The organism is Leisingera sp. ANG59, assembly GCF_013317235.1.
In the GTDB taxonomy this organism is placed as follows: Bacteria; Pseudomonadota; Alphaproteobacteria; order Rhodobacterales; family Rhodobacteraceae; genus Leisingera.
This window is the reverse complement of record NZ_WLCM01000013.1, coordinates 22,947-43,269: the sequence shown is the minus strand read 5'-3', so window position 1 is coordinate 43,269 and position 20,323 is coordinate 22,947. Positions and strand designations below refer to the sequence as shown.

The following is a 20,323-nucleotide window of genomic DNA, read 5'->3' as shown; positions in this document are numbered from 1 at the left end:
AAGCTGCGAGGGACGGGCGACATGAACTTGAATGGTATCCGGGGGAAGGTGACTCCCAACCGCGATCTTGCGGATCTGACCTGGCTGCGGGTCGGCGGGCCTGCGGAGCATCTGTTCCAGCCTGCCGACATTGATGACCTGGCGGATTTCCTGCGCCAGCTCGACCCGGCGGTGCCGGTGTTCCCGATGGGCGTGGGGTCCAACCTGATCGTGCGCGACGGCGGCATGCGGGCGGTGGTGATCCGGCTGGGCCGCGGCTTCAACAGTATCGAGGCAGACGGCGGCACCGTGACTGCGGGTGCAGCGGCGCTGGACGCGCATGTTGCGAAACGCGCAGCGGATGCAGGGATAGACCTCACTTTCCTGCGCACCATTCCCGGCTCCATCGGCGGCGCGGTGCGGATGAACGCGGGCTGCTACGGCAGCTATACCGCTGATGTATTCGTGTCGGCCACCATCGTCACCCGCGAGGGCGAGGTCCGCGAGATCACCGCTGAGGAGCTGAATTTTCAGTACCGCCAGACGGCGTTCCCGGAGGGCGCGGTGCTGGTCTCTGCCACCCTGCGCGGGCCGAAGGGCGACCCGGCGGAGCTGCACGCGCGCATGGAAGCGCAGCTGCAGAAGCGGGACGAGACCCAGCCGACCAAGGACCGCTCGGCCGGATCCACCTTCCGCAACCCGGCGGGGTTTTCCTCCACCGGCCGTGCCGATGACGTGCATGACCTGAAGGCGTGGAAGGTGATCGACAATGCCGGCATGCGCGGCGCCCGCCGCGGCGGCGCCCAGATGAGCGAGAAGCATTCCAACTTCATGATCAACACCGGTGGCGCAACTGCCGCAGATCTGGAGGGGCTGGGCGAAGATGTGCGGAAAAAGGTTTACGAAGATTCCGGCATCACGCTAGAGTGGGAAATCATGCGGATTGGTGATCCGCTTCCCGAATGACCGGAAAACCCCTGCGCTGACAAAGGTTTGTCCGGCCGCAGCCTGAGGTGGACTGTCGCCCCGGAGCGGGCTTGGGAAGCGTGATTACTTAACCGTGGTAAAGGCATTGTTAACATCCCGGTAAGACTTCGGGCGTTAGGGTGCCGGAGAGGCGGCAATGCACTGCCGGATTAAGGGGCGCAACGCCCTGCACGCATCAGCCGGCGGCAAGCCGGCGCAAAGAGATAAAACGGGTCTGTTGCAGGCCCTAAGAAACAGGGGCGCAAAGCCCCGCATATATTGAGGCGCTTCGTGGTGAGTAAGTCGAGCAGGGCACTCCCGAAAGTCGCGGTGCTGATGGGCGGACCGTCAGCCGAACGCGAGGTATCGCTGTCCAGCGGCCGTGAATGCGCGGCGGCGCTGCGCGGTGAGGGGTTCGAGGTTGTTGAAGTGGATGCAGGCGCCGACCTGCATGCGCGCCTTCTGGAAATCAAACCGGATGTGGCGTTCAACGCGCTGCACGGGCGCTGGGGCGAGGACGGCTGCGCTCAGGGCGTGCTGGAATGGCTGCAGATCCCCTATACCCACTCCGGGGTGCTGGCCTCGGCGCTGGCGATGGACAAGCAGCGCTCCAAGGAGGTCTACCGCGCCGCCGGATTGCCGGTGGTCGAGAGCGGGTTGTTTGCCAAGGACGAGGTGAGCGCCGGCCATGTGATGGCGCCGCCCTATGTGGTGAAGCCCAACAACGAGGGCTCCAGCGTTGGTATCTATATCGTGCATGAGGCCGCCAACGGCCCGCCGCAGCTGTCGGAGGAAATGCCGCAGCAGGTAATGGTGGAGACCTATGCGCCGGGGCGCGAGCTGACCACCACCGTGGTTGGCGACCGGGCGCTGACCGTCACGGATATCCTGACCGACGGCTGGTATGACTACGACGCCAAGTACAAGCCGGGCGGCTCGCGCCATGTGCTGCCCGCCGACGTGCCGCGGGAAATCTTCGACCTGTGCCTGGAGTACGCGCTGAGGGCGCATGAGGTGCTGGGCTGCCGCGGTGTCAGCCGCACCGATTTCCGCTGGGATGAGGCCCGCGGCGCCAGCGGTCTGGTGCTCCTGGAGACCAACACCCAGCCCGGCATGACGCCGACCTCGCTGGCGCCGGAACAGGCGGCCCATTGCGGGATGACTTTCGGCCAGCTCTGCGCCTGGATGGTGGAGGATGCCTCATGCAACCGCTGAGAGGCTGGTTCCGCAAGCCGGAGGAGGGTCGGTGCGACCCGGCGCCGTCGCGGCTGAAGTACCGTCTGCAGCGCTGGATGCTGACGCCGGGCATCCGCTTCGGCCTGCGCTTCGGGGTGCCGTTCTGCCTGATCTTTGCCGCGGGCAGCGCCTATCTGGCCGACGAGACCCGGCGCGCGGGTCTGGTGGGGCTTTACAATGACGCCCGCGCCGCGATCCAGGAGCGGCCGGAGTTCATGGTCAAGGTGATGGCGGTGGACGGCGCCGGCGCCAGCGTGGCGCGCGACATCCGCGAGGTGGTGCCGGTGGATTTCCCGGTCAGCTCCTTCGATCTGGATCTGGAGCAGATCCGCGACGTGATCACCGGCCTGGACCCGGTGAAGACCGCCAGCGTCAGGATCCGCCCCGGCGGCATCCTGCAGGTCGATGTCGAGGAGCGCGAGCCGGCGCTGATCTGGCGCAGCCGCGAGGGGCTGGCGCTGCTGGACGAAAACGGCATTCACGTGGCCGAGCTGGGCCGCCGCAGCCTGCACCCGGACCTGCCGCTGATCGCGGGCAAGGGGGCGGCCAAGCATGCGGAGCAGGCGCTGCGGCTGTTTGCGGCGGCAAAACCGCTGGGACCGCGGTTGCGCGGGCTGGTGCGTGTCGGCGAACGGCGCTGGGACGTGGTGCTGGACCGCAAGCAGCGCATCATGCTGCCCGCGCAGAATCCGGTCCGGGCGCTGGAGCGGGTGCTGGCGGTCAGTGAAGTACAGGATTTGCTGGAACGCGATGTGGCAGCGGTGGATATGCGTCTGGCTGGGCGCCCCACCGTGCGGATGACCGAGAACTCAGTGGAAAACTGGTGGCGGATCCGGCAGTTGAACGGGGGCGGGCAGTAACATGACAGATCTTTATCAATCGCAGCGGGCGATGCGGCAGATGCGGCGCCAGGCGATGCAGCGCGGCGTGGTCGCGATCCTGGACGTGGGCAGTTCCAAGATCGCCTGCCTGGTGCTGCGCTTTGACGGCACCGGGCGGCTCAGCGAGGACGGCTCCATCGGCGCCCTGGCCGGGCAGTCGGGGTTCCGGGTGATCGGCGCCGCGACAACCCGCTCGCGCGGGGTGCAGTTCGGCGAAATCAACGCCATGCAGGAGACCGAGCGTGCGATCCGCACTGCGGTGCAGGCGGCGCAGAAGATGGCGGAGGTGCGGGTCGATCACGTGATCGCCTGTTTCTCCGGTGCCAATCCGCGCTCTTACGGGCTGGATGCCAAGCTGGACCTGGAGGGTCAGGTGGTCTCCGAGCATGAGGTGGCGCAGGTGCTGGCCTCCTGCGAAGTGCCGGAATACGGGGCGGGCCGCGAGGTGCTGCATGCGCAGCCGGTGAATTTCGCGCTCGACAACCGCTCCGGCCTGGGCGATCCGCGCGGCCAGATGGGGCAGACGCTGGCAGTCGACATGCACATGCTGACGGTGGATGCCATCGCGGTGCAGAACCTGGTGCGCTGCATCCAGCGCTGCGATCTGGAGCTGGCGGGGATTGCCTCCTCGGCCTATGCCTCCGGCTTTTCGGCGCTGGTCGAGGATGAGCAGGAGCTGGGCGCGGCTTGCATCGACATGGGCGGCGGCGCCACCTCGATCTCGATCTTCATGAAGAAGCACATGATCTATGCCGACGCGGTGCGCCTGGGCGGCGACCATATCACCAGCGACATCTCGATGGGGCTGGGCATTCCGATGGCCAATGCGGAGCGGATCAAGACCTTCAACGGCGGGGTGCATGCCACCGGCGCCGACGACCGCGAAATCATCGACATCGGCGGCGACACCGGCGACTGGGAGCACGACCGGCGCACCGTCAGCCGGGCCGAGCTGATCGGCATCATGCGCCCCCGTGTCGAGGAGATCCTGGAAGAGGTGCGGGCGCGGCTGGATGCGGCCGGGTTCGAATACCTGCCCAGCCAGCAGATCGTGCTGACCGGCGGCTCCAGCCAGATCATGGGGCTGGATGGCTTGGCGAGCCGGATCCTGGGCCAGCAGGTGCGCCTGGGCCGCCCGCTGCGCGTTCACGGCCTGCCGCAGTCGGCAACCGGGCCGGGCTTTGCGTCAGCCGTGGGCCTGTGCCTGTTCGCGGCCCATCCGCAGGATGAGTGGTGGGACTTCGACATGCCCGCCAGCCGCCATCCGGCGGGCACCCTGGGCCGCGCCGTGCGCTGGTTCCGCGAAAACTGGTAGAGCAGGGCGCAAGCGGGCAAATCAATTCAGCCGGAACGGGCAAAGAGGGCGTGACAGCGCCCTCCTGACCCGTTAGTCTGCCGTTAACGCCCGCGGCAAACGCGGCGATTCAGCAGGCCGGGCAGTGGCCAGCCAAATCTCGGAACCGACCCTCTCCGCAGAGCGATTTTGCGGCTGGGGAGGATTTGTTGTGTGTGGCTTGTGCTCAATCCGCAATATCTGCTAGGGACGGCGAAATACCGCGGTTTTTGCCTTAGAATGAGGCCTTATTTTGTGGGTCGTCGTGCTTTTTGGGATGACGAAACACCCTCTCCGCGGTAGATTATGGTGAATAGGACAGGAATAAGCCCTTTGCGGGAAGGGCAGGTAACACAGGCGGTATGAGCATGACGTTGAACCTTTCAATGCCCGGGAATGAAGAGTTGAAGCCGAAGATCACCGTGTTCGGTGTCGGCGGCGCGGGCGGCAATGCCGTCAACAACATGATCGCCAAGGAATTGGATGGCGTCGAATTCGTCGTGGCCAATACCGACGCACAGGCGCTGCAGCAAAGCTCGGCCAAGAGCCGGGTGCAGCTGGGCATCAAGGTCACCGAAGGCCTGGGCGCAGGCGCCCGTCCGCAGGTGGGCTCCGCCGCCGCCGAGGAAAGCATCGAGCAGATCGTCGATCACCTGGCGGGCGCGCATATGTGCTTTATCACAGCGGGCATGGGCGGCGGCACCGGCACCGGCGCGGCGCCGATCATCGCGCAGGCCGCACGCGAACTTGGCGTGCTCACCGTGGGTGTTGTCACCAAGCCGTTCCAGTTCGAGGGCCTGAAGCGGATGCGCCAGGCCGAGGCCGGCGTCGAAGCGCTGCAGAAGGTGGTCGACACGCTGATCATCATCCCGAACCAGAACCTGTTCCGCCTCGCCAACGAGAAGACCACCTTCACCGAGGCGTTCTCGATGGCCGATGACGTGCTGTACCAGGGCGTCAAAGGCGTGACCGACCTGATGGTCCGCCCGGGCCTGATCAACCTCGACTTTGCCGACGTCCGGGCGGTGATGGACGAGATGGGCAAGGCGATGATGGGCACCGGCGAGGGCGAGGGCGAGGACCGCGCGGTCCAGGCCGCCGAGAAGGCGATTGCCAACCCGCTGCTGGACGAAATCAGCCTCAAGGGCGCCAAGGGCGTGCTGATCAACATCACCGGCAGCCACGACCTGACCCTGTTCGAACTGGACGAAGCCGCCAACCGCATCCGCGAGGAAGTGGATCCGGATGCCAACATCATCGTCGGCTCCACCCTTGATACCGGCATGGAAGGCAAGATGCGGGTCTCCGTCGTGGCCACGGGCATCGACGCAACCGACGTGAACACTGATATGCCGGTGCCGCGCCGCCCGATGTCGGCACCGCTGCGCCAGACCGTCAGCGTCGAGGAAAACCGCGCCGCGCCGCTGGAGCTGGAAACCCCGGTCCAGCAGCCCGCAGCCGCAGAGGCCGCGGCTCCTGCCACCGCAGCAGAGGCGCCTGCCGCCGCCGCGGCTCTGGAAGAACCGTCGCTGTTCGAAGAGATGAACACGCAGCAGGCTGCGGATCAGGATCTGGTGGCAGACGTCGTGGAACCCGTGGAGCGGATGGCCGACGACGGCCTGCCGCCCCCGGCGTACCAGCCGCAGGTGCCGGAATTCCGCCCGCAGGCGGATGTCGCGGAAACCCCGCAAGCTGCCTTCGTTGCCCCCAAGGCGCCGGCACCGGGCACCCCGTCGCCGCAAGCGCTGGAGCGTCTGCAGGCTGCAGCCCAGCGGGTGCAGCAGCCCCAGGCTCAGCAGCCGCAGGCCCAGCAGCCGATGCGCCCGGCGGCGCCTGCTGCCCAGGCTCCGCAGCAACAACATCAGCAACAGGCCCAGCAGCAGCCCGAAGGGCAGCGCCGTTTCGGCCTCAACTCGCTGATCCACCGGATGACCGGCAGCAACGACGCCCCTGCCGCCAAACAGCAGCCGCAGGCGGTGCGCCAGCAGCCGTCCATGCACGCGCATGCACCGGCGGCCCAGCCGCAGCCGGCGCAGCAGCAGCAGGCCGATCCAGACCAGGAGCGCATCGAAATCCCCGCGTTCCTGCGCCGCCAGGCCAACTGACGCTTCACATATCACGCTTCAAAAGCCGCCTTCGGGCGGCTTTTTCTTTTTTGTTTACAGGTGCTTGGTGTGTTCTGAGCGGTGTTTTGCCGAGCTGTTACAACCATGTTTCAATCCGTTACAAAGATTGAGTTGTGCGTTTTTGAGCAAAACCTTAACTCTCATCCGCAACACGGCCCCCGAGGCCGGAAACAGTGAGACGAGGCGCAACGTGCAGAACACGCTCAAAGCATCGGTGGCATTCGAAGGGGCCGGCCTGCATTCCGGCAAACCCGCACGCATGGTACTGATCCCAGCTCCGGCCGGGCATGGCATCGTGTTCAAGCGCACCGACATCGCCTTGGGCAATACCCTGGTTCCGGCCCGCTGGGACCTGGTTGAGCGCAGCCCGCTCTGCACCCGTCTGGTCAATGAGGCCGGCGTCAGCGTCTCCACTGTCGAACACATCATGGCGGCGCTGGCCGGCTGCGGCGTGCACAACGCGCTGATTGAAATCGACGGCCCGGAAGTGCCGATCGCGGATGGCTCCTCCGCCCCGTTCGTGCGCGGCATCATGCAGCACGGCGTGCAGCGCCAGGATGCGCCGATCATTGCCTACGAAATTCTGAAGCCGGTAACGGTCGAGAAGGACGGCGCCCGCGCCACCCTGCTGCCCAGCGACCGGCTGACCATTGAATTCCACATCGACTTTGCCGAGGCGGCCATCGGCCGCCAGAGCAAGTCCTTGGACATGCGCAACGGCAGCTTTGCGCGTGAGCTGTGCGACAGCCGCACCTTCTGCCGCCAGGCAGATGTCGAGGCAATGCAGGCCAACGGCCTGGCCCTGGGCGGTGTGCCCGGCGAGAACGCCGTTGTGTTTGACGGAGAACGGGTCGAGAGCGGCGCGGGCCTGCGCCACTCGGACGAGCCTGTACGCCACAAGATGCTGGACGCGCTGGGCGATCTGGCGCTGGCCGGGGGGCCGATCTTGGGGCGCTATGTTGGCGAGCGCGCGGGGCACGCGCTGACCAACACCTTGCTGCGGGCCCTGTTTGCGGAGCCGGGTGCGGTCCGGGCCGTCGCTTGCGATGCAGCGATGACCGCACGGCTGCCGGGGCAGGGGCTGATCTGGTCGGAAATCCCGGCCGAGCAGCGCCGCGTGGCATAAGGCAGAAAACCAAAGAACGAGCGGACAGACTGGCCCGGGACGTGATTGTCCCGGGTCTTTTACCGCGGGTATGACCGCAGATGCGGTCCCGCGCTGCCGGCCGGTCTTGACCATTGCCGGCTTTCTCTGCCAAGTGAGGACGGAAGTGGCGAAAGGCGTTTTGCGCGCCATTTGAATATGCTAGAGACGGCATAACCGGGGCGGACACCCGTAAGGCAACGACGGTGAGGTGAGGCATAATGAACGGCATCTGGGCGGGAGCCAAAACCCTCGGCGCGGTGCTTTTGATGGCGGCCCTTGCTGGCTGCGGCGGCGACGGCGGCGCGGTGAAGCGCGGCGAGTCTGTCGAAGCCTTCCCGCCCGATCAGATCTATGAGCGGGCCGAGTTCGAACTGGCCAACCGGCGTCCCAAGGATGCGGTCTATTACTTCGCCGAGATCGAGCGCCTGTACCCCTATTCCGAATGGGCCAAGCAATCGGTGATCATGCAGGCCTTTTCCTATCATCAGATCAAGGACTACGAAAACAGCCGCGCCGCGGCGCAGCGGTTCATCGACTTCTACCCGGCGGATGAGGATGCGGCCTATGCCCAGTATCTGCTGGCGCTGAGCTATTACGACCAGATCGACGAAGTCGGCCGCGATCAGGGGCTGACTTTCCAGGCGCTGCAGGCGCTGCGCACCGTGATCGAGGTCTACCCGGACAGCGAATACGCCAACTCGGCGATCCTGAAATTCGACCTGGCCTTTGACCATCTGGCGGGCAAAGAGATGGAGATCGGCCGCTACTATCTGCGCCGCGGCCATTACACCTCTGCGATCAACCGATTCCGGGTGGTGGTGGAGGATTTCCAGACCACCAGCCACACGCCGGAGGCGCTGCACCGCCTGGTCGAGGCTTATCTGTCGCTGGGTCTGACCGCAGAAGCGCAGACCGCCGGGGCCATTCTTGGCCATAACTTCCAGTCCACCGACTGGTATGAGGACAGCTACAGGCTGCTGACCGCAAACGGGCTCAAGCCCAAGGACCGCGGCAACAACTGGCTGAGCCAGATTTACCGTCAGACGATCAAGGGGCGGTGGCTGTAACGGCCGCCGCGGCAATGGGGCGGGGCTATGCTGCGCGCGCTTGATATCCGCGATATCCTGATCATCGATCACCTGGAGCTGAACTTTCAGCCCGGCCTGAATGTGCTGACCGGCGAGACCGGGGCAGGGAAATCCATTCTTCTCGACAGTCTTGGCTTTGTGCTGGGCTGGCGCGGCCGTGCTGAGCTGGTGCGCCAGGGCGCCAAGCAGGGCGAGGTGCTGGCCGAGTTCGAACTGGGCGAGGGCCATCCGGCCCATGCCATCCTCGAGGAAGCCGGGCTGCCGGGCGGCAATGAGCTGATCCTGCGCCGGGTGAACACCGCTGAGGGGCGCAAGACCGCCTGGGTCAACGACCGCCGCTGCTCGGGCGAGGTGCTGCGGGCGCTGTCGGAGACATTGGTGGAGCTGCACGGCCAGCATGACGACCGGGGGCTGCTCAATCCGCGCGGGCACCTGGCGCTGCTGGATCAGTATGCCGGAGTGCAGGACCTGCTTGCACAGGTGCGCAGCGCCTGGAGCGCGGCCGCGAAGGCACGCAAGACGGTGGCGGCGACCCGGGCCGCGCTGGAGGCGGTGCGGGCAGAGGAGGAATTCCTGCGCCACGCGGTCGGGGAGCTGGACAAGCTGGACCCGCAGCCCGGCGAGGATGAGGCGCTGGATACCCGCCGCCGCCAGATGCAGGCGGCAGAGCGCATCCGCGGCGACATCGCCCGCGCCCATGCGCTCCTCAGCGAGGGCGCCGAGAGCGCCATGGGCGAGGCGCAGCGCTGGCTGGAAGGGGTTGCGGGACAGGAGGCCGAGGGCGGGCTGGATGAGCCGCTGGCGGCCCTCAGCCGGGCGATGATCGAACTGGGCGAAGCCCAGGACGGGGTCGAACGGGTGCTGGACAGCCTCGACTTCAATCCCGGTGAACTGGAGGACTGCGAGGAGCGCCTGTTTGCGATCCGGGGCCTCGCGCGCAAGCATGATGTCCAGCCGGATGAGCTGGCAGGCTATGCGGAAACCCTGCGCGCCAAGCTGGCGGCACTGGATGCGGGAGACCAGGAACTGGCCGATCAGGAAGCTGCGCTGAAAGCGGCGGAAGCGGCCTATGCGGAGGCCGCCAAGCAACTGGGCGCGGTGCGCCGCCAAAGCGCCGCGGCGCTGGACCAGGCGGTGATGGCGGAACTGGCGCCGCTGAAGATGGAGCGGGCGGTGTTCGAGACCCGCATCACCACGGCAGAGCCGGGCCCGGAAGGCATGGATGCGGTGGCCTTTACCGTTGCCACCAACCCCGGCGCGCCGGCAGGCCCGTTGAACAAGATTGCCTCCGGCGGCGAGTTGAGCCGGTTCCTTCTGGCGCTGAAGGTCTGCTTGCGGGGCGAAGATTCCAGCAAGACGCTGATCTTTGACGAGATTGACCGCGGAGTCGGCGGCGCCACCGCGGATGCCGTCGGCCGCCGTCTGCGCAGTCTTGCGGGCGGCGGACAGGTGCTGGTGGTGACTCACTCGCCGCAGGTTGCAGCCCTTGGCGGCCATCACTGGCAGGTGCGCAAGCAGGTGGTTGACGGCATGACCCTGTCGCAGGTGGTGCCGCTGGCCGAAGCCGAGCGGGTGGACGAGCTTGCCCGGATGGTGTCCGGAGATACCGTCACCGAAGAGGCCCGTGCCGCGGCCCGCGCATTGCTGGCCGGATGATCCGCCGCTTCCATGGCTTGGGTGAGGGTTCTTTAACCGGGATGTGGCAGCAAGGAGCCGCAAAAGACAAAAAGACCCGCTGACAAGTATGGTAGAAGAAATCCGCAGATCCCTTTCCGCAATGCTCCTGCAATGGCTGGCCGGCCTCAAGGACATCTGGCGGGTGCTGCGCCACCGCGGCCCCAGCCAGTTCCAGTTCTGGCTGATCGCGCTGCTGATCGGCATCGCCGCGGGCTTTGCCGCGCTGTTCTTCCGCAAGGGGATCGCGGCGCTGCAGGCCTGGGTCTATGGCGCGCCGGATGTCAATTACCTGCATTCCTATGCGCAAGGGCTGCCCTGGTATGTGCTGGTCAGCATCGCTGCCGGCGGCGGGCTGGTGGTGGGGGTGATCCTCGACCGGTTCACGCCGGATGCGCGGGTGCGCTCGGTCGCCGACGTGATCGAAGGCGCTGCGCTGCATGACGGCCGGGTTGAGCACAAGGAGGGCCTGGCCTCGGCGCTGGCATCCTTCATCACGCTGTCGACCGGCGGCTCTACCGGGCGGGAAGGGCCGGTGGTGCATCTGGCGGGTGTGATTTCCACCTGGGTCAGCAACCGGATCAACGCTGACGGCATCACCGGGCGCGACCTCTTGGGCTGTGCGGTGGCCGCGGGTGTCTCTGCCAGCTTCAACGCCCCCATCGCGGGGGCGCTGTTTGCGATGGAGGTGGTGCTGCGGCATTTCTCCGTCAACGCCTTTGCACCGATCGTGGTGGCCTCGGTTGCTGGCACCGTGATCAACCGGCTGGAATACGGCGACGTGACCGAATTTACTCTCAACACGCCAGGCGCGCTGCAGTTCTATGTGGAGCTGCCCGCCTTCCTGATCCTCGGCCTGATCTGCGGCCTGGTGGCAGTGGCGCTGATGCGGGCGATCTTCTTTGCCGACAAGGTGGGCAACGCGGTGCAGCAGCGCCTGTCGCTGCCGCGCTGGCTGCGCCCTGCGGTGTCCGGCGCCATGCTGGGCATGATTGCGGTGTGGTTCCCGCATGTCATCGGCGTCGGCTATGAAACCACCGTGCTGGCGCTGACCGGCGGGCTGCTGCTGGGGCAGGCGGTGGTGTTCACCGTGGTCAAGACTGCGGCCGTGGCAATCACCATGGGCGGGCGCATGGGCGGCGGGGTGTTTTCGCCCTCTCTGATGATCGGGGCGCTGACCGGGCTGGCGTTCGGGCTGATTGCGACCTCGGTGCTGCCGGATGTGTCGGGCACCCACACGCTTTATGCCTTTGCCGGCATGGGGGCGGTAGCCGCCGCGGTTCTGGGGGCGCCGATCTCCACCACGCTCATCGTGTTCGAGCTGACCGGCGACTGGCAGATTGGCCTGGCGGTGATGGTATCGGTCTCCATGTCCACCGCGCTGGCGTCGCGCATGGTGGACCGCTCCTTCTTCCTGACCCAGCTGGAGCGGCGCGACATCCACTGCGCCGCCGGGCCGCAGGCCTATTTGCTGGGGATGATCCGGGCAGGCGCGGTGATGCGGCCGATGGGCGACAGCCGCTGCGCCAGCCTGGAGGATTGCGAGGCGCTGGCGGAGGAGGGGCTTTGCGTCCGCGCCGCCGCCTCGCTGGAGGCGGCGATGCCGGTGTTCGACCGGGCGGACACGGCCTATCTGCCAGTGGTGATGGAGGACGGCGGCAGGGAGCAGGTCATTGGCGCGCTGTATCATGTGGATGCGCTGAAGGCCTACAACCGCGCCCTGGCTGCCACCGCAGCTGAGGAGCACCGGTAGGGCTGGCGGCAGGGTTGCGATTCTGCCCGCGCAAACCCGTGGCGGTTTAGGGGAAACTTTCCCCGGCGCTCCCCGGATATGTGAGATTTCCGCTACAGGTTAAGGTTTAATTAATCTGTGCATTGCCCTGCATCAAAGTCTGGCTGCACATTACGTGAGAAGACCGCAAAAACACTCACATCGGCAGGCAACAAAATGCGAAACTTCGAAACTGGCCCGCAAGAGGCTGGTGCGAAACACAAGGCAGAAGAGCGGGAAAACGAGCGGGCGGCACTGGAAGCGGTGATCAACTACGCGATTCAGTGCGCGCGGGAAACGGACATTCTCGGCGCAGGCGACTCTCTGGAGCAAGCCAGACAGAACCTCAGCCGGGCCGTGCTCACCTGACGCTCCCAAGCCTTTTGCAGCAATAAGCGGGCGCTGCTTGCAGCGGCAGATAGCCGCTGCTGTTCTGCGCGGCCCCGCAAATAAAACACCGGCGCCAGGGCGCCGGTGCGGGATGTTTCAGACTGCCCGCCCTCTGGCGGGGCGCCGCAGGGGCGGCACCGCAGCCGGCGGGCTTGCTCAGACCTGCTCCACCTTGACGGAATCGCTGAGCACAAAAGCCAGGTGGCCCTTGATCTCCGCCACCTCTCCCTGGGGATCCTCATAGCTCCAGGCGGCGTTTTCCGTCACCGAAGACTTGTTGGCGATCGAGAAGTAGCTGGCGTCGCCCTTGTGCGGGCAATGGGTGGTCTTGCTGGTGCGGTCCAGGAACGCCATCGCAATGTCTTCGCGCGGGAAATAGATGACCGGATCCAGATCGCCCTCGGACAGCTCCAGTGCATTGGCGGTCTCCCCCAATACGGCGCCGCCAGAGCGGACAGTCCAGGTGCCTTCGGCCTTGCGGATGCGGATAGTGGTCATGCGTGTTTTCCCATTCTCTTCGTTCGTGTCGTCTTGTGTTCAGCCTATGTAACACTGCCGTGTCACAAGGGGGCGGTTGCGGCATCAAGCCACGCCTTTGCGGCGGGGCTGAGCAGCGGGCCGATTTTTGCCAGAACCTCCTGGTGATAGCTGTTGAGCCAGTCTTTTTCGTCTGTTGTCAGCATGGAGGCATTCACCAGCCGCCGGTCGACCGGGGCAAAGGTGAGCGTGCGCCAGCACAGCATGTCGCGCTCCGGGTCGCTGGTGTCAAGGGCCGGGGCGGTCTCAACAACCAGAAGGTTCTCGATGCGGATGCCGAATGCGCCCTCCCGGTAGTATCCGGGCTCATTCGACAGGATCATCCCGGGCTCCAGCGGCACATGGCTGGTGCGGGCGAGCCGCTGCGGTCCTTCATGAACGCTGAGGTAGGCACCGACGCCGTGGCCGAGCCCGTGGTTGAAATCCTGCCCGGCCAGCCACAGCGGCATCCGGCCGATGCATTCGATGTCGCGGCCCGCCAGCCCCTTGGGCCAGCGCAGGCGGGACATGGCGATCATGCCCTGCAGCACGCGGGTGAAGGCGGCGCGCTCCTCCGCGCCGGGGGGGCCGATGGCGATGGTGCGGGTGATGTCGGTGGTGCCGTCCAGATACTGGCCGCCGCTGTCCATCACCAGCAGGTGGCCGTCCTCCAGCCGTGTATCCGTCTCCTCGGTCACGCGGTAGTGCATGACGGCGCCGTTCTCGCCGGTGCCTGCGATGGTTTCAAAGCTGATATCGCGCAGGGCCGGATCTTCGCTGCGCAGGCCTTCCAGCTTCTTCACCACATCTATCTCAGTGATGGTGCCGGGGGCCTGCGCATCCAGCCAGGCCAGCATCTCCACGATGGCGGCACCGTCGCGCAGATGGGCAGCCGCGCTGCCTTCGATCTCGGCTGCGTTCTTGCGGGCCTTGGGCAGGGCGCAGGGGTCGCCTGCGGGCACCAGCCGTTCGCCAAGCGCATCGGCCACGATCTGCGGCACGGTGCCGGAATCAGCGGCGACGGAGCCGTTGAGCGCCCCGGCGGCCTTGAGGAAGTCCTCGGGAGGGTGCACGGTGACGGAGCTGTCGAAATGGCCCTGCAGCCCTGCCAGCTTCTCCGCCGCCATGAACAGGTCCACCCGCGCGTCGCCGTGCAGGATGGCAAAGCCATGCGCCACCGGATTGCGGGCCACGTCGCTGCCGCGGATGTTCAACAGCCACATGATGCTGTCGGGCAGGGTGATGACCGCTGCCGCCTGTCCGGCTTCACGCAGGTCCTTGGCCAGCCGCGCGCATTTGTCTGCGGCGCTTTCGCCTGCGTAGTCCAGCGGGTGTGCCGCCACCGGCTGCATCGGCGGGGCGGGCTGGTCTTCCCAGATCCGGTCCACAAGGTTCTCGCATTGCGCCAGGGTGATGCCGCTGCCCTTCAGCTCCTTTTCAAGCGAGGTGATCTGTCCGGCGGCATGCAGCCAGGGGTCAAAGCCCACTTTGCCGCCACTGGGCAGCTGTTCCTTCAGCCAGTCCGCCAGCTGCACATCGGGCCAGGGCACCGGCGTGTAGTCCGCCGCCACCTGACGTTTCACCTGGGTGCGGTAGCGGCCGTCGATGAAGACGCCGGCAATGCCCTGCAGCACTGCGCAAAAGCCCGCGGAGCCGGTGAAACCGGTGAGCCAGGACAGGCGCTCGTCATGCGGCGCCACGTATTCGCCCTGATGCGCGTCGGCGCGGGGCACCAGGAAGCCGTCGAGACCTTCCGCCGCCAGTTCCTTGCGCAGGGCGGCCAGCCACGGCGGGCCCTGTTCCGGGCGGGCAGTCACATCGAAGGTCTGGTACATCGGCGTCTCTCCTGCAGAAGGGCGGGGCGGCAGCAGGGGAAATCCCGGTGGCCGCGGCAAAGAAAAGGCGCGGGGCTGAGCAGCCGCGCGCCCCTTCTTGTCCCAAATCGCCCTGCTGCTGGCAAGGGCGGCGGCAGAGAGATTTGCCGGGACCTGACGGAACGAACAGGAGACGCTTAACCCGGGGCGCGCTCCCGCCCGGCCTTGGCGCATCCAAGATGCCCTGCGGCCCGTTGGGCCAAGCGCCGGATACAGGCATCCGGCGCCGCCGCGCGCATCAGCGCGCGGCGGCGCCCAAGGCTGAGGGCGGCATCATTGATGCAGGCTGAAAGCGCGGGAGCGCGCCCTGGCCGTTTCCGGTGCGGGATCAGCTGGCGCGCTTGATGCCCATGACGCGGGCGCGGGCGCGCGGGTCGCTGTCAAAGAGGGCGGCCAGCTGCTCTGTCATCGCCCCGGCCAGCTGCTCAACATCGGTGATCGTCACCGCGCGCTGGTAATAGCGGGTAACGTCGTGGCCGATGCCGATCGCCAGCAGTTCCACCTGCTTGCGCTTTTCCACCATGGCAATCACGTCGCGCAGGTGTTTCTCCAGATAGTTCGCCGGGTTCACCGACAGCGTCGAATCATCCACCGGCGCGCCGTCGGAAATCACCATCAGGATCTTGCGGGCCTCGCGCCGCGCCACCATCCGCCGGTGCGCCCATTCCAGCGCCTCGCCGTCGATGTTCTCCTTCAGCAGGCCCTCTTTCATCATCAGGCCCAGATTGGTGCGTGTGCGGCGCATCGGGGCGTCGGCGGCCTTGTAGATGATGTGGCGCAGGTCATTGAGGCGGCCGGGCTGCTGCGGACGGCCGTCGTTCAGCCAGGCCTCGCGCGCCATGCCGCCTTTCCAGGCGCGGGTGGTGAAGCCGAGAACCTCAACCTTCACGTTGCAGCGCTCGAGCGTGCGGGCCAGAACATCGGCGCAGATCGCCGCGATGGAGATCGGGCGGCCGCGCATCGAGCCGGAGTTGTCGAGCAGCAGCGTCACCACGGTGTCGCGGAACTCGGTGTCCTTTTCGACCTTGAAGCTGAGCGGCGTGGTCGGGTTGGCAACCACCCGCGCCAGACGGCCGGCATCCAGGATGCCTTCCTCGCGGTCGAACTCCCAGCTGCGGTTCTGCTGCGCCTGCAGGCGGCGCTGCAATTTGTTCGCCAGCCGCGAGACTGCGCCCTTCAGCGGCTCCAGCTGCTGGTCGAGATAGGCGCGCAAGCGCTCCAGCTCGGCCGGCTCGGCCAGCTCCTCGGCGTTGATTTCCTCGTCATGGGCATCCAGGAACACCTTGTAGTCCGGGTCGGCGTCGGAGACCGGCGGCGGGGCAGGCGGTTCCAGCGGCGCCTCGCCGTCGGGCATCTCGGTGTCCTCGGCCAGATCATCATCAGCCATCTCGTCCATTGAGACCTGGGCCTGGCTTTCGTCCTGCTGCTGCTCCTGGCTCTGCTCGGGGGAAGCGTCGGCCTGCTCCTCCTCGCTATCGTCCTGGCCGGTGCTGTCCGGGTCCTGCTGCTCCTCGGCGCTGTCCTCAGCCTCGTCGCCCGCGTCGTCGTCCAGCTCATCCGGGTCGTCGCCCAGCTGGTCGCCATAGCCCAGATCAGAGATCACCTGCCGCGCCAGCTTGGCGAAGGCGGCCTGATCGGCAATGGTTTCGTCCAGGTTCTCCAGCGTGCCGCCGGCCTGGGATTCGATGAAGCCGCGCCACAGCTCCATGATGTTGCCCGCGCCCTCGGGCAGCTCGCGCCCGGTTGCCAGATGGCGCACCAGATATCCCGCGGCCGCCGCCAGCGGCGCCTCGGAGGAGGACTTCATCTGGTCATAGCCGCGGCGGATCGACTCGTTGCGGATCTTCACGTCGATGTTGGACGCGGTGCCGGGCATGTGGCGGGCGCCCATCGCCTCGCAGCGGGCGGTTTCCATCGCCTCATACAGATCGCGGGCCATTTCGCCCTGCGGCACGTATTTGGCGTGGGTGGCGTCGTCGTGGAACTTGTGGCGCAGCGCCAGCGCGTCGGCGGTGCCGCGGGCCAGCAGCACTTCCTCGCGGGTCATCCGGCGGGAGACCTGCGGCAGCCGCATGGTGTCACCCGACAGGCCCGAGGGGTCGACCGTGTAGCTGACCGTCAGCTCCGGGTCATTGGCCATCACCTTGGTGGCCTCAGACAGGGCCTTCTTGAACGGATCGGCTGGGTTATCGTTCGGCTTTTTCATGGTCGCACCTTTTCCGCCAGTCAGCATCGCCCTTGCCTGATTGAAAGTCCAGCGAGTGTGCTGCGGATAGGGCAGCGGCCGGCCCGGCGGGGTGGGCGAGAAGCGCCCGCCCCGTGGGGGGCGGGTCGGGCGCTGCCCGGCCTGCGGCCGGGCGGCATTTTACCAGTTAGCCCAGCGAAACGCTTGCGGCGCTCTCCGGCAGCTCCTCGTCGAAGCAGCGCTGGTAGAACTCGGCCACGGTCTGGCGCTCCAGCTCGTCGCATTTGTTCAGGAACGACAGGCGGAAGGCATAGCCCACGTTGCGGAAGATCTCGGCGTTCTGGGCCCAGTTGATCACTGTCCGCGGCGACATCACGGTCGACAGGTCGCCGTTCATGAAGGCGGTCCGGGTCAGGTCGGCAACGGTCACCATCTGGGAAATGGTCTTGCGGCCTTTCTCGGTGTTGTAATGCGGCGCCTTGGACAGCACGATGGCGCTTTCGGCGTCGTGGCTCAGGTAGTTCAGGGTCGAGACCAGAGACCAGCGGTCCATCTGCGCCTGGTTGATCTGCTGGGTGCCGTGATAGAGGCCGGTGGTGTCACCCAGGCCGACGGTGTTGGCGGTGGCAAACAGGCGGAAGAACGGGTTCGGGGTGATGATCTCGTTCTGGTCCAAGAGGGTCAGCTTGCCGTCATGCTCCAGCACCCGCTGGATCACGAACATCACGTCGGCGCGGCCCGCGTCGTATTCGTCGAACACGATCGCAACCGGGTTGCGCAGCGCCCAGGGCAGGATGCCCTCGTGGAATTCAGTGACCTGCTTGCCGTCGCGCAGCTTGATCGCGTCCTTGCCGATCAGGTCGATCCGGGAGATGTGGCTGTCGAGGTTCACCCGCACGGAGGGCCAGTTCAGCCGCGCCGCGACCTGTTCGATATGGGTCGACTTGCCGGTGCCGTGGTAGCCCTGGATCATCACGCGGCGGTTGTGGCTGAAGCCGGCCAGAATCGCCAGCGTGGTTTCCGGGTCGAACTTGTAGGTGTGGTCCATGGCCGGCACCCGCTCGGAGCCCTCGGCAAAGCCCTTGACCGTCATGTCGGTGTCGATCCCGAACACATCGCGCACCGAAATCGCTTCGGTCGGTTTCGCATTCATATCCACAAAGCCATCGGTCATCGCAGTCGGTCCTTATCCCTCTTCCCTGGTCTCAGGGGCCAATTCGCGGGATTGGTGCCTGATCTGGCGGCCAAGGGCAAGGGAAACCGTCGCGGCAAACCAGCTGAGACAGCGATTGGTGCGGAACTGGACAGGCTGAGCGGCGCAGGCAGGCCGGATCATCGCCGGCCCACCGGCGTCAAAGCGCCCCCAGCCGGGCAGCAGGGGGCGCATTTTGCCGGTTATGTCGAGCTTTTGGGGGGACAGCTGCATCCGGCATGTCCTTGCGTAACCGGTCGGGGCGGCATGCGTCAAAGAAATAAAGTTTCTATCATAAACTTTCGGCAAAAGACCGCGCATCGCAACCGCTGAAATCACAAAGAAAAAGGGCGGCTGCTGCCGCCCGTCCTTCCGCTGATCTGCCCCTGGCTCACTTGAAGCTGCGGCTGTCCTTGATCTGGTCCCAGGCCCAGCGGACCTCCTGCAGCTGCTCCTCCTGGCTGCGGTCGCCGCCGTTCATGTCGGGATGCAGCACCTTGATAAGCTTCTTGTAGGCCTTGCGGATGTCGGCCTTGGACCAGTCGTCCTTGGCCTCCAGGATCTCGATGGCGCGGCGTTCGGTGGGGGGCAGGCGGCGGCCCGTCTTAGCGGCCCGGCCCGGGTTCTGCGTCGCGTTGGCGCCCAGCACCTGGTGCGGGTCCTCGATGCCCAGCCGCGCCCAGGCGCGCGCTTCCGGGTCGCCCATCGGCTTGGTTTCGCGCTCCCAGACCTTGTCCTTGGAGCGCTGCGCGTTCAGCTCCGCCTCGGTGGTGCCTTCGAAGAAGTTCCACTGGTTGTTGTACTCGCGCACGTGCTCCTGGCAGAACCAGTAGAAGTCATCCAGCACATCCGGCGCCTTGGGCGCGCGGAATTTGCCGGCTTCCTGGCAGCCGTCCTTGTCGCACACGCGCTGGGACGTCTCGGAGGCACCGGTGGCTGCGCGCCGCCCGCGCGGGTTCTTCTTCTTGGCGGAGCGGACGGACATATCGAAGCCAAAGGGATCGGATTTGCTCATGGGGCGCACCTTCTAGACGCATCTGTTCGACTCGGAGGCAGCAGTTTAGTCTAAGGGGCGCCAGATTGAAGGGGGCGCAGGCAAAAAAGATGGGGATGAGCAGAAAATGAGCATGAAGCAGGAAATGGAAGCGGCGCTGCAAGCGGCGTTTGAGCCAACCGCGCTTGAGGTGGTCAATGAAAGCCACAAACACGCGGGCCATGCCGGCGATGACGGCTCCGGCGAAAGCCACTTTGCAGTGATGATCCGCGCGGGCGCCTTTCAGGGCATGAACCGGGTGCAGCAGCACCGCGCAGTGCACAAGGCGCTGGGCGATATCGTGCCGCGCATCCATGCGCTGGCGCTGGATATCGGCGTCTGAGGCGTGCTGCGGCGGGCGGAAGCGCCCGCCGTTTGCCGGGGTTACTTGTCGCCGTCTTTCAGACCGGCCCGCGCCTTCAGCGCTGCGGTCATGCCGGAGACCGGGCTCAGCTCCTCGACCCCGTCATCGGCCTGCATTTTTGCCGCGCCGGGGCCGGGCACCTGTTCCGCTTCCGGCGGCGCCTCGGGATCGCCTGCGGCGGCCGTCAGCCGCGGTGTTTCCGGTTCGCTGTGACGGAATTCCACCGACGGCGCGGCGGGCTCCTTGCGGCCTGTTTCCGGCGCCTTGGCGGGCTTTTTCTCCGCTGCCAGCGCACGGCGGAACACCATCACGTTGCGCCAGTTGGTGGCAGAGCCCATCATGCCGGAGCGCTCCTCGCTCGGCAGCAGCTCGGCGCGCTGGAACTCCCAGCCTTCGGCGGCCATTTCGTTCAGCAGGATCTCGATCGAATTGGCAAAGCGCGCCTCCGGTGTCTTCACCCCCTTGGCCTTGGTGCCCTTGGCCGGGGCGGGGACAACCTTATACTCAAATGCTTGCATGAACGTCTCCTGTCTGAGGCCGCAGGTTTAGCGGAATGGGGGGAACGGTC

The 20,323-nt window shown here is 66.2% G+C and carries 17 protein-coding genes; 11 read left to right on the top strand and 6 right to left on the bottom strand.

Translation table 11 applies throughout. The features are described 5' to 3' along the window. Positions 1–21: 21 nt before the first annotated feature. From murB to GKC28_RS13275, 10 genes are all read left to right on the top strand, one after another. Positions 22–945: a UDP-N-acetylmuramate dehydrogenase gene (gene murB, locus GKC28_RS13320; protein ID WP_174147396.1), complete on the top strand. Its 924-nt coding sequence runs from the start codon at positions 22–24 to the stop codon at positions 943–945. 294 nt (positions 946–1,239) lie between these two features. Then, positions 1,240–2,160, top strand: coding sequence for a D-alanine--D-alanine ligase (locus GKC28_RS13315; protein WP_174147395.1), 921 nt, complete (start codon positions 1,240–1,242; stop codon positions 2,158–2,160). Continuing rightward, positions 2,148–3,041 (top strand): cell division protein FtsQ/DivIB, encoded by an 894-nt coding sequence (locus GKC28_RS13310; protein WP_174147394.1) that lies wholly within the window; start codon positions 2,148–2,150, stop codon positions 3,039–3,041. Before GKC28_RS13315 ends, GKC28_RS13310 begins: the two co-directional genes overlap by 13 nt. Before the next feature lies 1 nt (position 3,042). Then, positions 3,043–4,377, top strand: coding sequence for a cell division protein FtsA (gene ftsA / locus GKC28_RS13305; RefSeq protein ID WP_174147393.1), 1,335 nt, complete (start codon positions 3,043–3,045; stop codon positions 4,375–4,377). 386 nt (positions 4,378–4,763) lie between these two features. Next, positions 4,764–6,500: a cell division protein FtsZ gene (gene ftsZ, locus GKC28_RS13300; RefSeq protein ID WP_174147392.1), complete on the top strand. Its 1,737-nt coding sequence runs from the start codon at positions 4,764–4,766 to the stop codon at positions 6,498–6,500. Between the two features lie 211 nt (positions 6,501–6,711). Next, on the top strand, positions 6,712–7,647 hold the full coding sequence (gene lpxC, locus GKC28_RS13295) for a UDP-3-O-acyl-N-acetylglucosamine deacetylase (RefSeq protein WP_174147391.1): 936 nt from the start codon (positions 6,712–6,714) through the stop codon (positions 7,645–7,647). 239 nt (positions 7,648–7,886) lie between these two features. Then, entirely contained in the window at positions 7,887–8,735 is an 849-nt protein-coding gene (locus GKC28_RS13290) for an outer membrane protein assembly factor BamD (RefSeq protein ID WP_174147390.1), read from the top strand. Between the two features lie 27 nt (positions 8,736–8,762). Further along, positions 8,763–10,412 (top strand): DNA repair protein RecN, encoded by a 1,650-nt coding sequence (gene recN / locus GKC28_RS13285; RefSeq protein ID WP_174147389.1) that lies wholly within the window; start codon positions 8,763–8,765, stop codon positions 10,410–10,412. Positions 10,413–10,500: 88 nt separating this feature from the next. After that, positions 10,501–12,183 carry a chloride channel protein gene (locus GKC28_RS13280; protein ID WP_174147388.1) on the top strand — a complete coding sequence of 561 codons (1,683 nt, stop codon included), beginning with the start codon at positions 10,501–10,503 and terminating at the stop codon, positions 12,181–12,183. 195 nt (positions 12,184–12,378) lie between these two features. After that, the gene (locus GKC28_RS13275) at positions 12,379–12,570 is read left to right on the top strand and encodes a hypothetical protein (RefSeq protein WP_174147387.1); all 192 of its coding nucleotides are present in this window, start codon (positions 12,379–12,381) and stop codon (positions 12,568–12,570) included. Between the two features lie 177 nt (positions 12,571–12,747). Here GKC28_RS13275 and GKC28_RS13270 read toward each other — a convergent pair whose 3' ends face one another. The 5 genes from GKC28_RS13270 to GKC28_RS13250 all read right to left on the bottom strand — a co-directional run bounded on the left by GKC28_RS13270 (position 12,748) and on the right by GKC28_RS13250 (position 19,373). Further along, on the bottom strand, positions 12,748–13,089 hold the full coding sequence (locus tag GKC28_RS13270; protein ID WP_174147386.1) for a DUF427 domain-containing protein: 342 nt from the start codon (positions 13,087–13,089) through the stop codon (positions 12,748–12,750). Positions 13,090–13,151: 62 nt separating this feature from the next. Further along, positions 13,152–14,942 carry an aminopeptidase P family protein gene (locus GKC28_RS13265; protein ID WP_174147385.1) on the bottom strand — a complete coding sequence of 597 codons (1,791 nt, stop codon included), beginning with the start codon at positions 14,940–14,942 and terminating at the stop codon, positions 13,152–13,154. 367 nt (positions 14,943–15,309) lie between these two features. After that, a complete protein-coding gene (cobT, locus tag GKC28_RS13260) occupies positions 15,310–17,187 on the bottom strand; it encodes a cobaltochelatase subunit CobT (RefSeq protein WP_174147384.1) in 1,878 nt (625 codons plus the stop codon). A 166-nt stretch (positions 17,188–17,353) separates the two neighbouring features. Beyond that, positions 17,354–18,340 carry a cobaltochelatase subunit CobS gene (cobS, locus tag GKC28_RS13255; RefSeq protein ID WP_174147383.1) on the bottom strand — a complete coding sequence of 329 codons (987 nt, stop codon included), beginning with the start codon at positions 18,338–18,340 and terminating at the stop codon, positions 17,354–17,356. Between the two features lie 409 nt (positions 18,341–18,749). Further along, the gene (locus GKC28_RS13250) at positions 18,750–19,373 is read right to left on the bottom strand and encodes a DnaJ domain-containing protein (RefSeq protein ID WP_174147382.1); all 624 of its coding nucleotides are present in this window, start codon (positions 19,371–19,373) and stop codon (positions 18,750–18,752) included. Positions 19,374–19,479: 106 nt separating this feature from the next. On the opposite strand from GKC28_RS13250, the gene GKC28_RS13245 reads away from it, so the two are divergent. Next, positions 19,480–19,734: a BolA family transcriptional regulator gene (locus tag GKC28_RS13245; RefSeq protein ID WP_174147381.1), complete on the top strand. Its 255-nt coding sequence runs from the start codon at positions 19,480–19,482 to the stop codon at positions 19,732–19,734. A 41-nt stretch (positions 19,735–19,775) separates the two neighbouring features. Here the strand turns inward: GKC28_RS13245 and GKC28_RS13240 are convergent, their stop codons facing one another. Next, positions 19,776–20,273: a DUF4177 domain-containing protein gene (locus tag GKC28_RS13240; protein WP_174147380.1), complete on the bottom strand. Its 498-nt coding sequence runs from the start codon at positions 20,271–20,273 to the stop codon at positions 19,776–19,778. Between the last annotated feature and the right edge of the window lie 50 nt (positions 20,274–20,323).

What these genes read in the sequence shown, in the direction of transcription:
- murB (WP_174147396.1), top strand. Translation starts at nt 22, where the DNA reads ATGAACTTGAATGGTATCCGGGGGAAGGTGACTCCCAACCGCGATCTT.
- GKC28_RS13310 (WP_174147394.1), top strand. Translation starts at nt 2,148, where the DNA reads ATGCAACCGCTGAGAGGCTGGTTCCGCAAGCCGGAGGAGGGTCGGTGC.
- ftsA (WP_174147393.1), top strand. Translation starts at nt 3,043, where the DNA reads ATGACAGATCTTTATCAATCGCAGCGGGCGATGCGGCAGATGCGGCGC.
- ftsZ (WP_174147392.1), top strand. Translation starts at nt 4,764, where the DNA reads ATGACGTTGAACCTTTCAATGCCCGGGAATGAAGAGTTGAAGCCGAAG.
- GKC28_RS13290 (WP_174147390.1), top strand. Translation starts at nt 7,887, where the DNA reads ATGAACGGCATCTGGGCGGGAGCCAAAACCCTCGGCGCGGTGCTTTTG.
- recN (WP_174147389.1), top strand. Translation starts at nt 8,763, where the DNA reads ATGCTGCGCGCGCTTGATATCCGCGATATCCTGATCATCGATCACCTG.
- GKC28_RS13280 (WP_174147388.1), top strand. Translation starts at nt 10,501, where the DNA reads ATGGTAGAAGAAATCCGCAGATCCCTTTCCGCAATGCTCCTGCAATGG.
- GKC28_RS13275 (WP_174147387.1), top strand. Translation starts at nt 12,379, where the DNA reads ATGCGAAACTTCGAAACTGGCCCGCAAGAGGCTGGTGCGAAACACAAG.
- GKC28_RS13270 (WP_174147386.1), bottom strand. Translation starts at nt 13,089, where the DNA reads ATGACCACTATCCGCATCCGCAAGGCCGAAGGCACCTGGACTGTCCGC.
- GKC28_RS13265 (WP_174147385.1), bottom strand. Translation starts at nt 14,942, where the DNA reads ATGTACCAGACCTTCGATGTGACTGCCCGCCCGGAACAGGGCCCGCCG.
- cobT (WP_174147384.1), bottom strand. Translation starts at nt 17,187, where the DNA reads ATGAAAAAGCCGAACGATAACCCAGCCGATCCGTTCAAGAAGGCCCTG.
- cobS (WP_174147383.1), bottom strand. Translation starts at nt 18,340, where the DNA reads ATGACCGATGGCTTTGTGGATATGAATGCGAAACCGACCGAAGCGATT.
- GKC28_RS13250 (WP_174147382.1), bottom strand. Translation starts at nt 19,373, where the DNA reads ATGAGCAAATCCGATCCCTTTGGCTTCGATATGTCCGTCCGCTCCGCC.
- GKC28_RS13245 (WP_174147381.1), top strand. Translation starts at nt 19,480, where the DNA reads ATGAGCATGAAGCAGGAAATGGAAGCGGCGCTGCAAGCGGCGTTTGAG.
- GKC28_RS13240 (WP_174147380.1), bottom strand. Translation starts at nt 20,273, where the DNA reads ATGCAAGCATTTGAGTATAAGGTTGTCCCCGCCCCGGCCAAGGGCACC.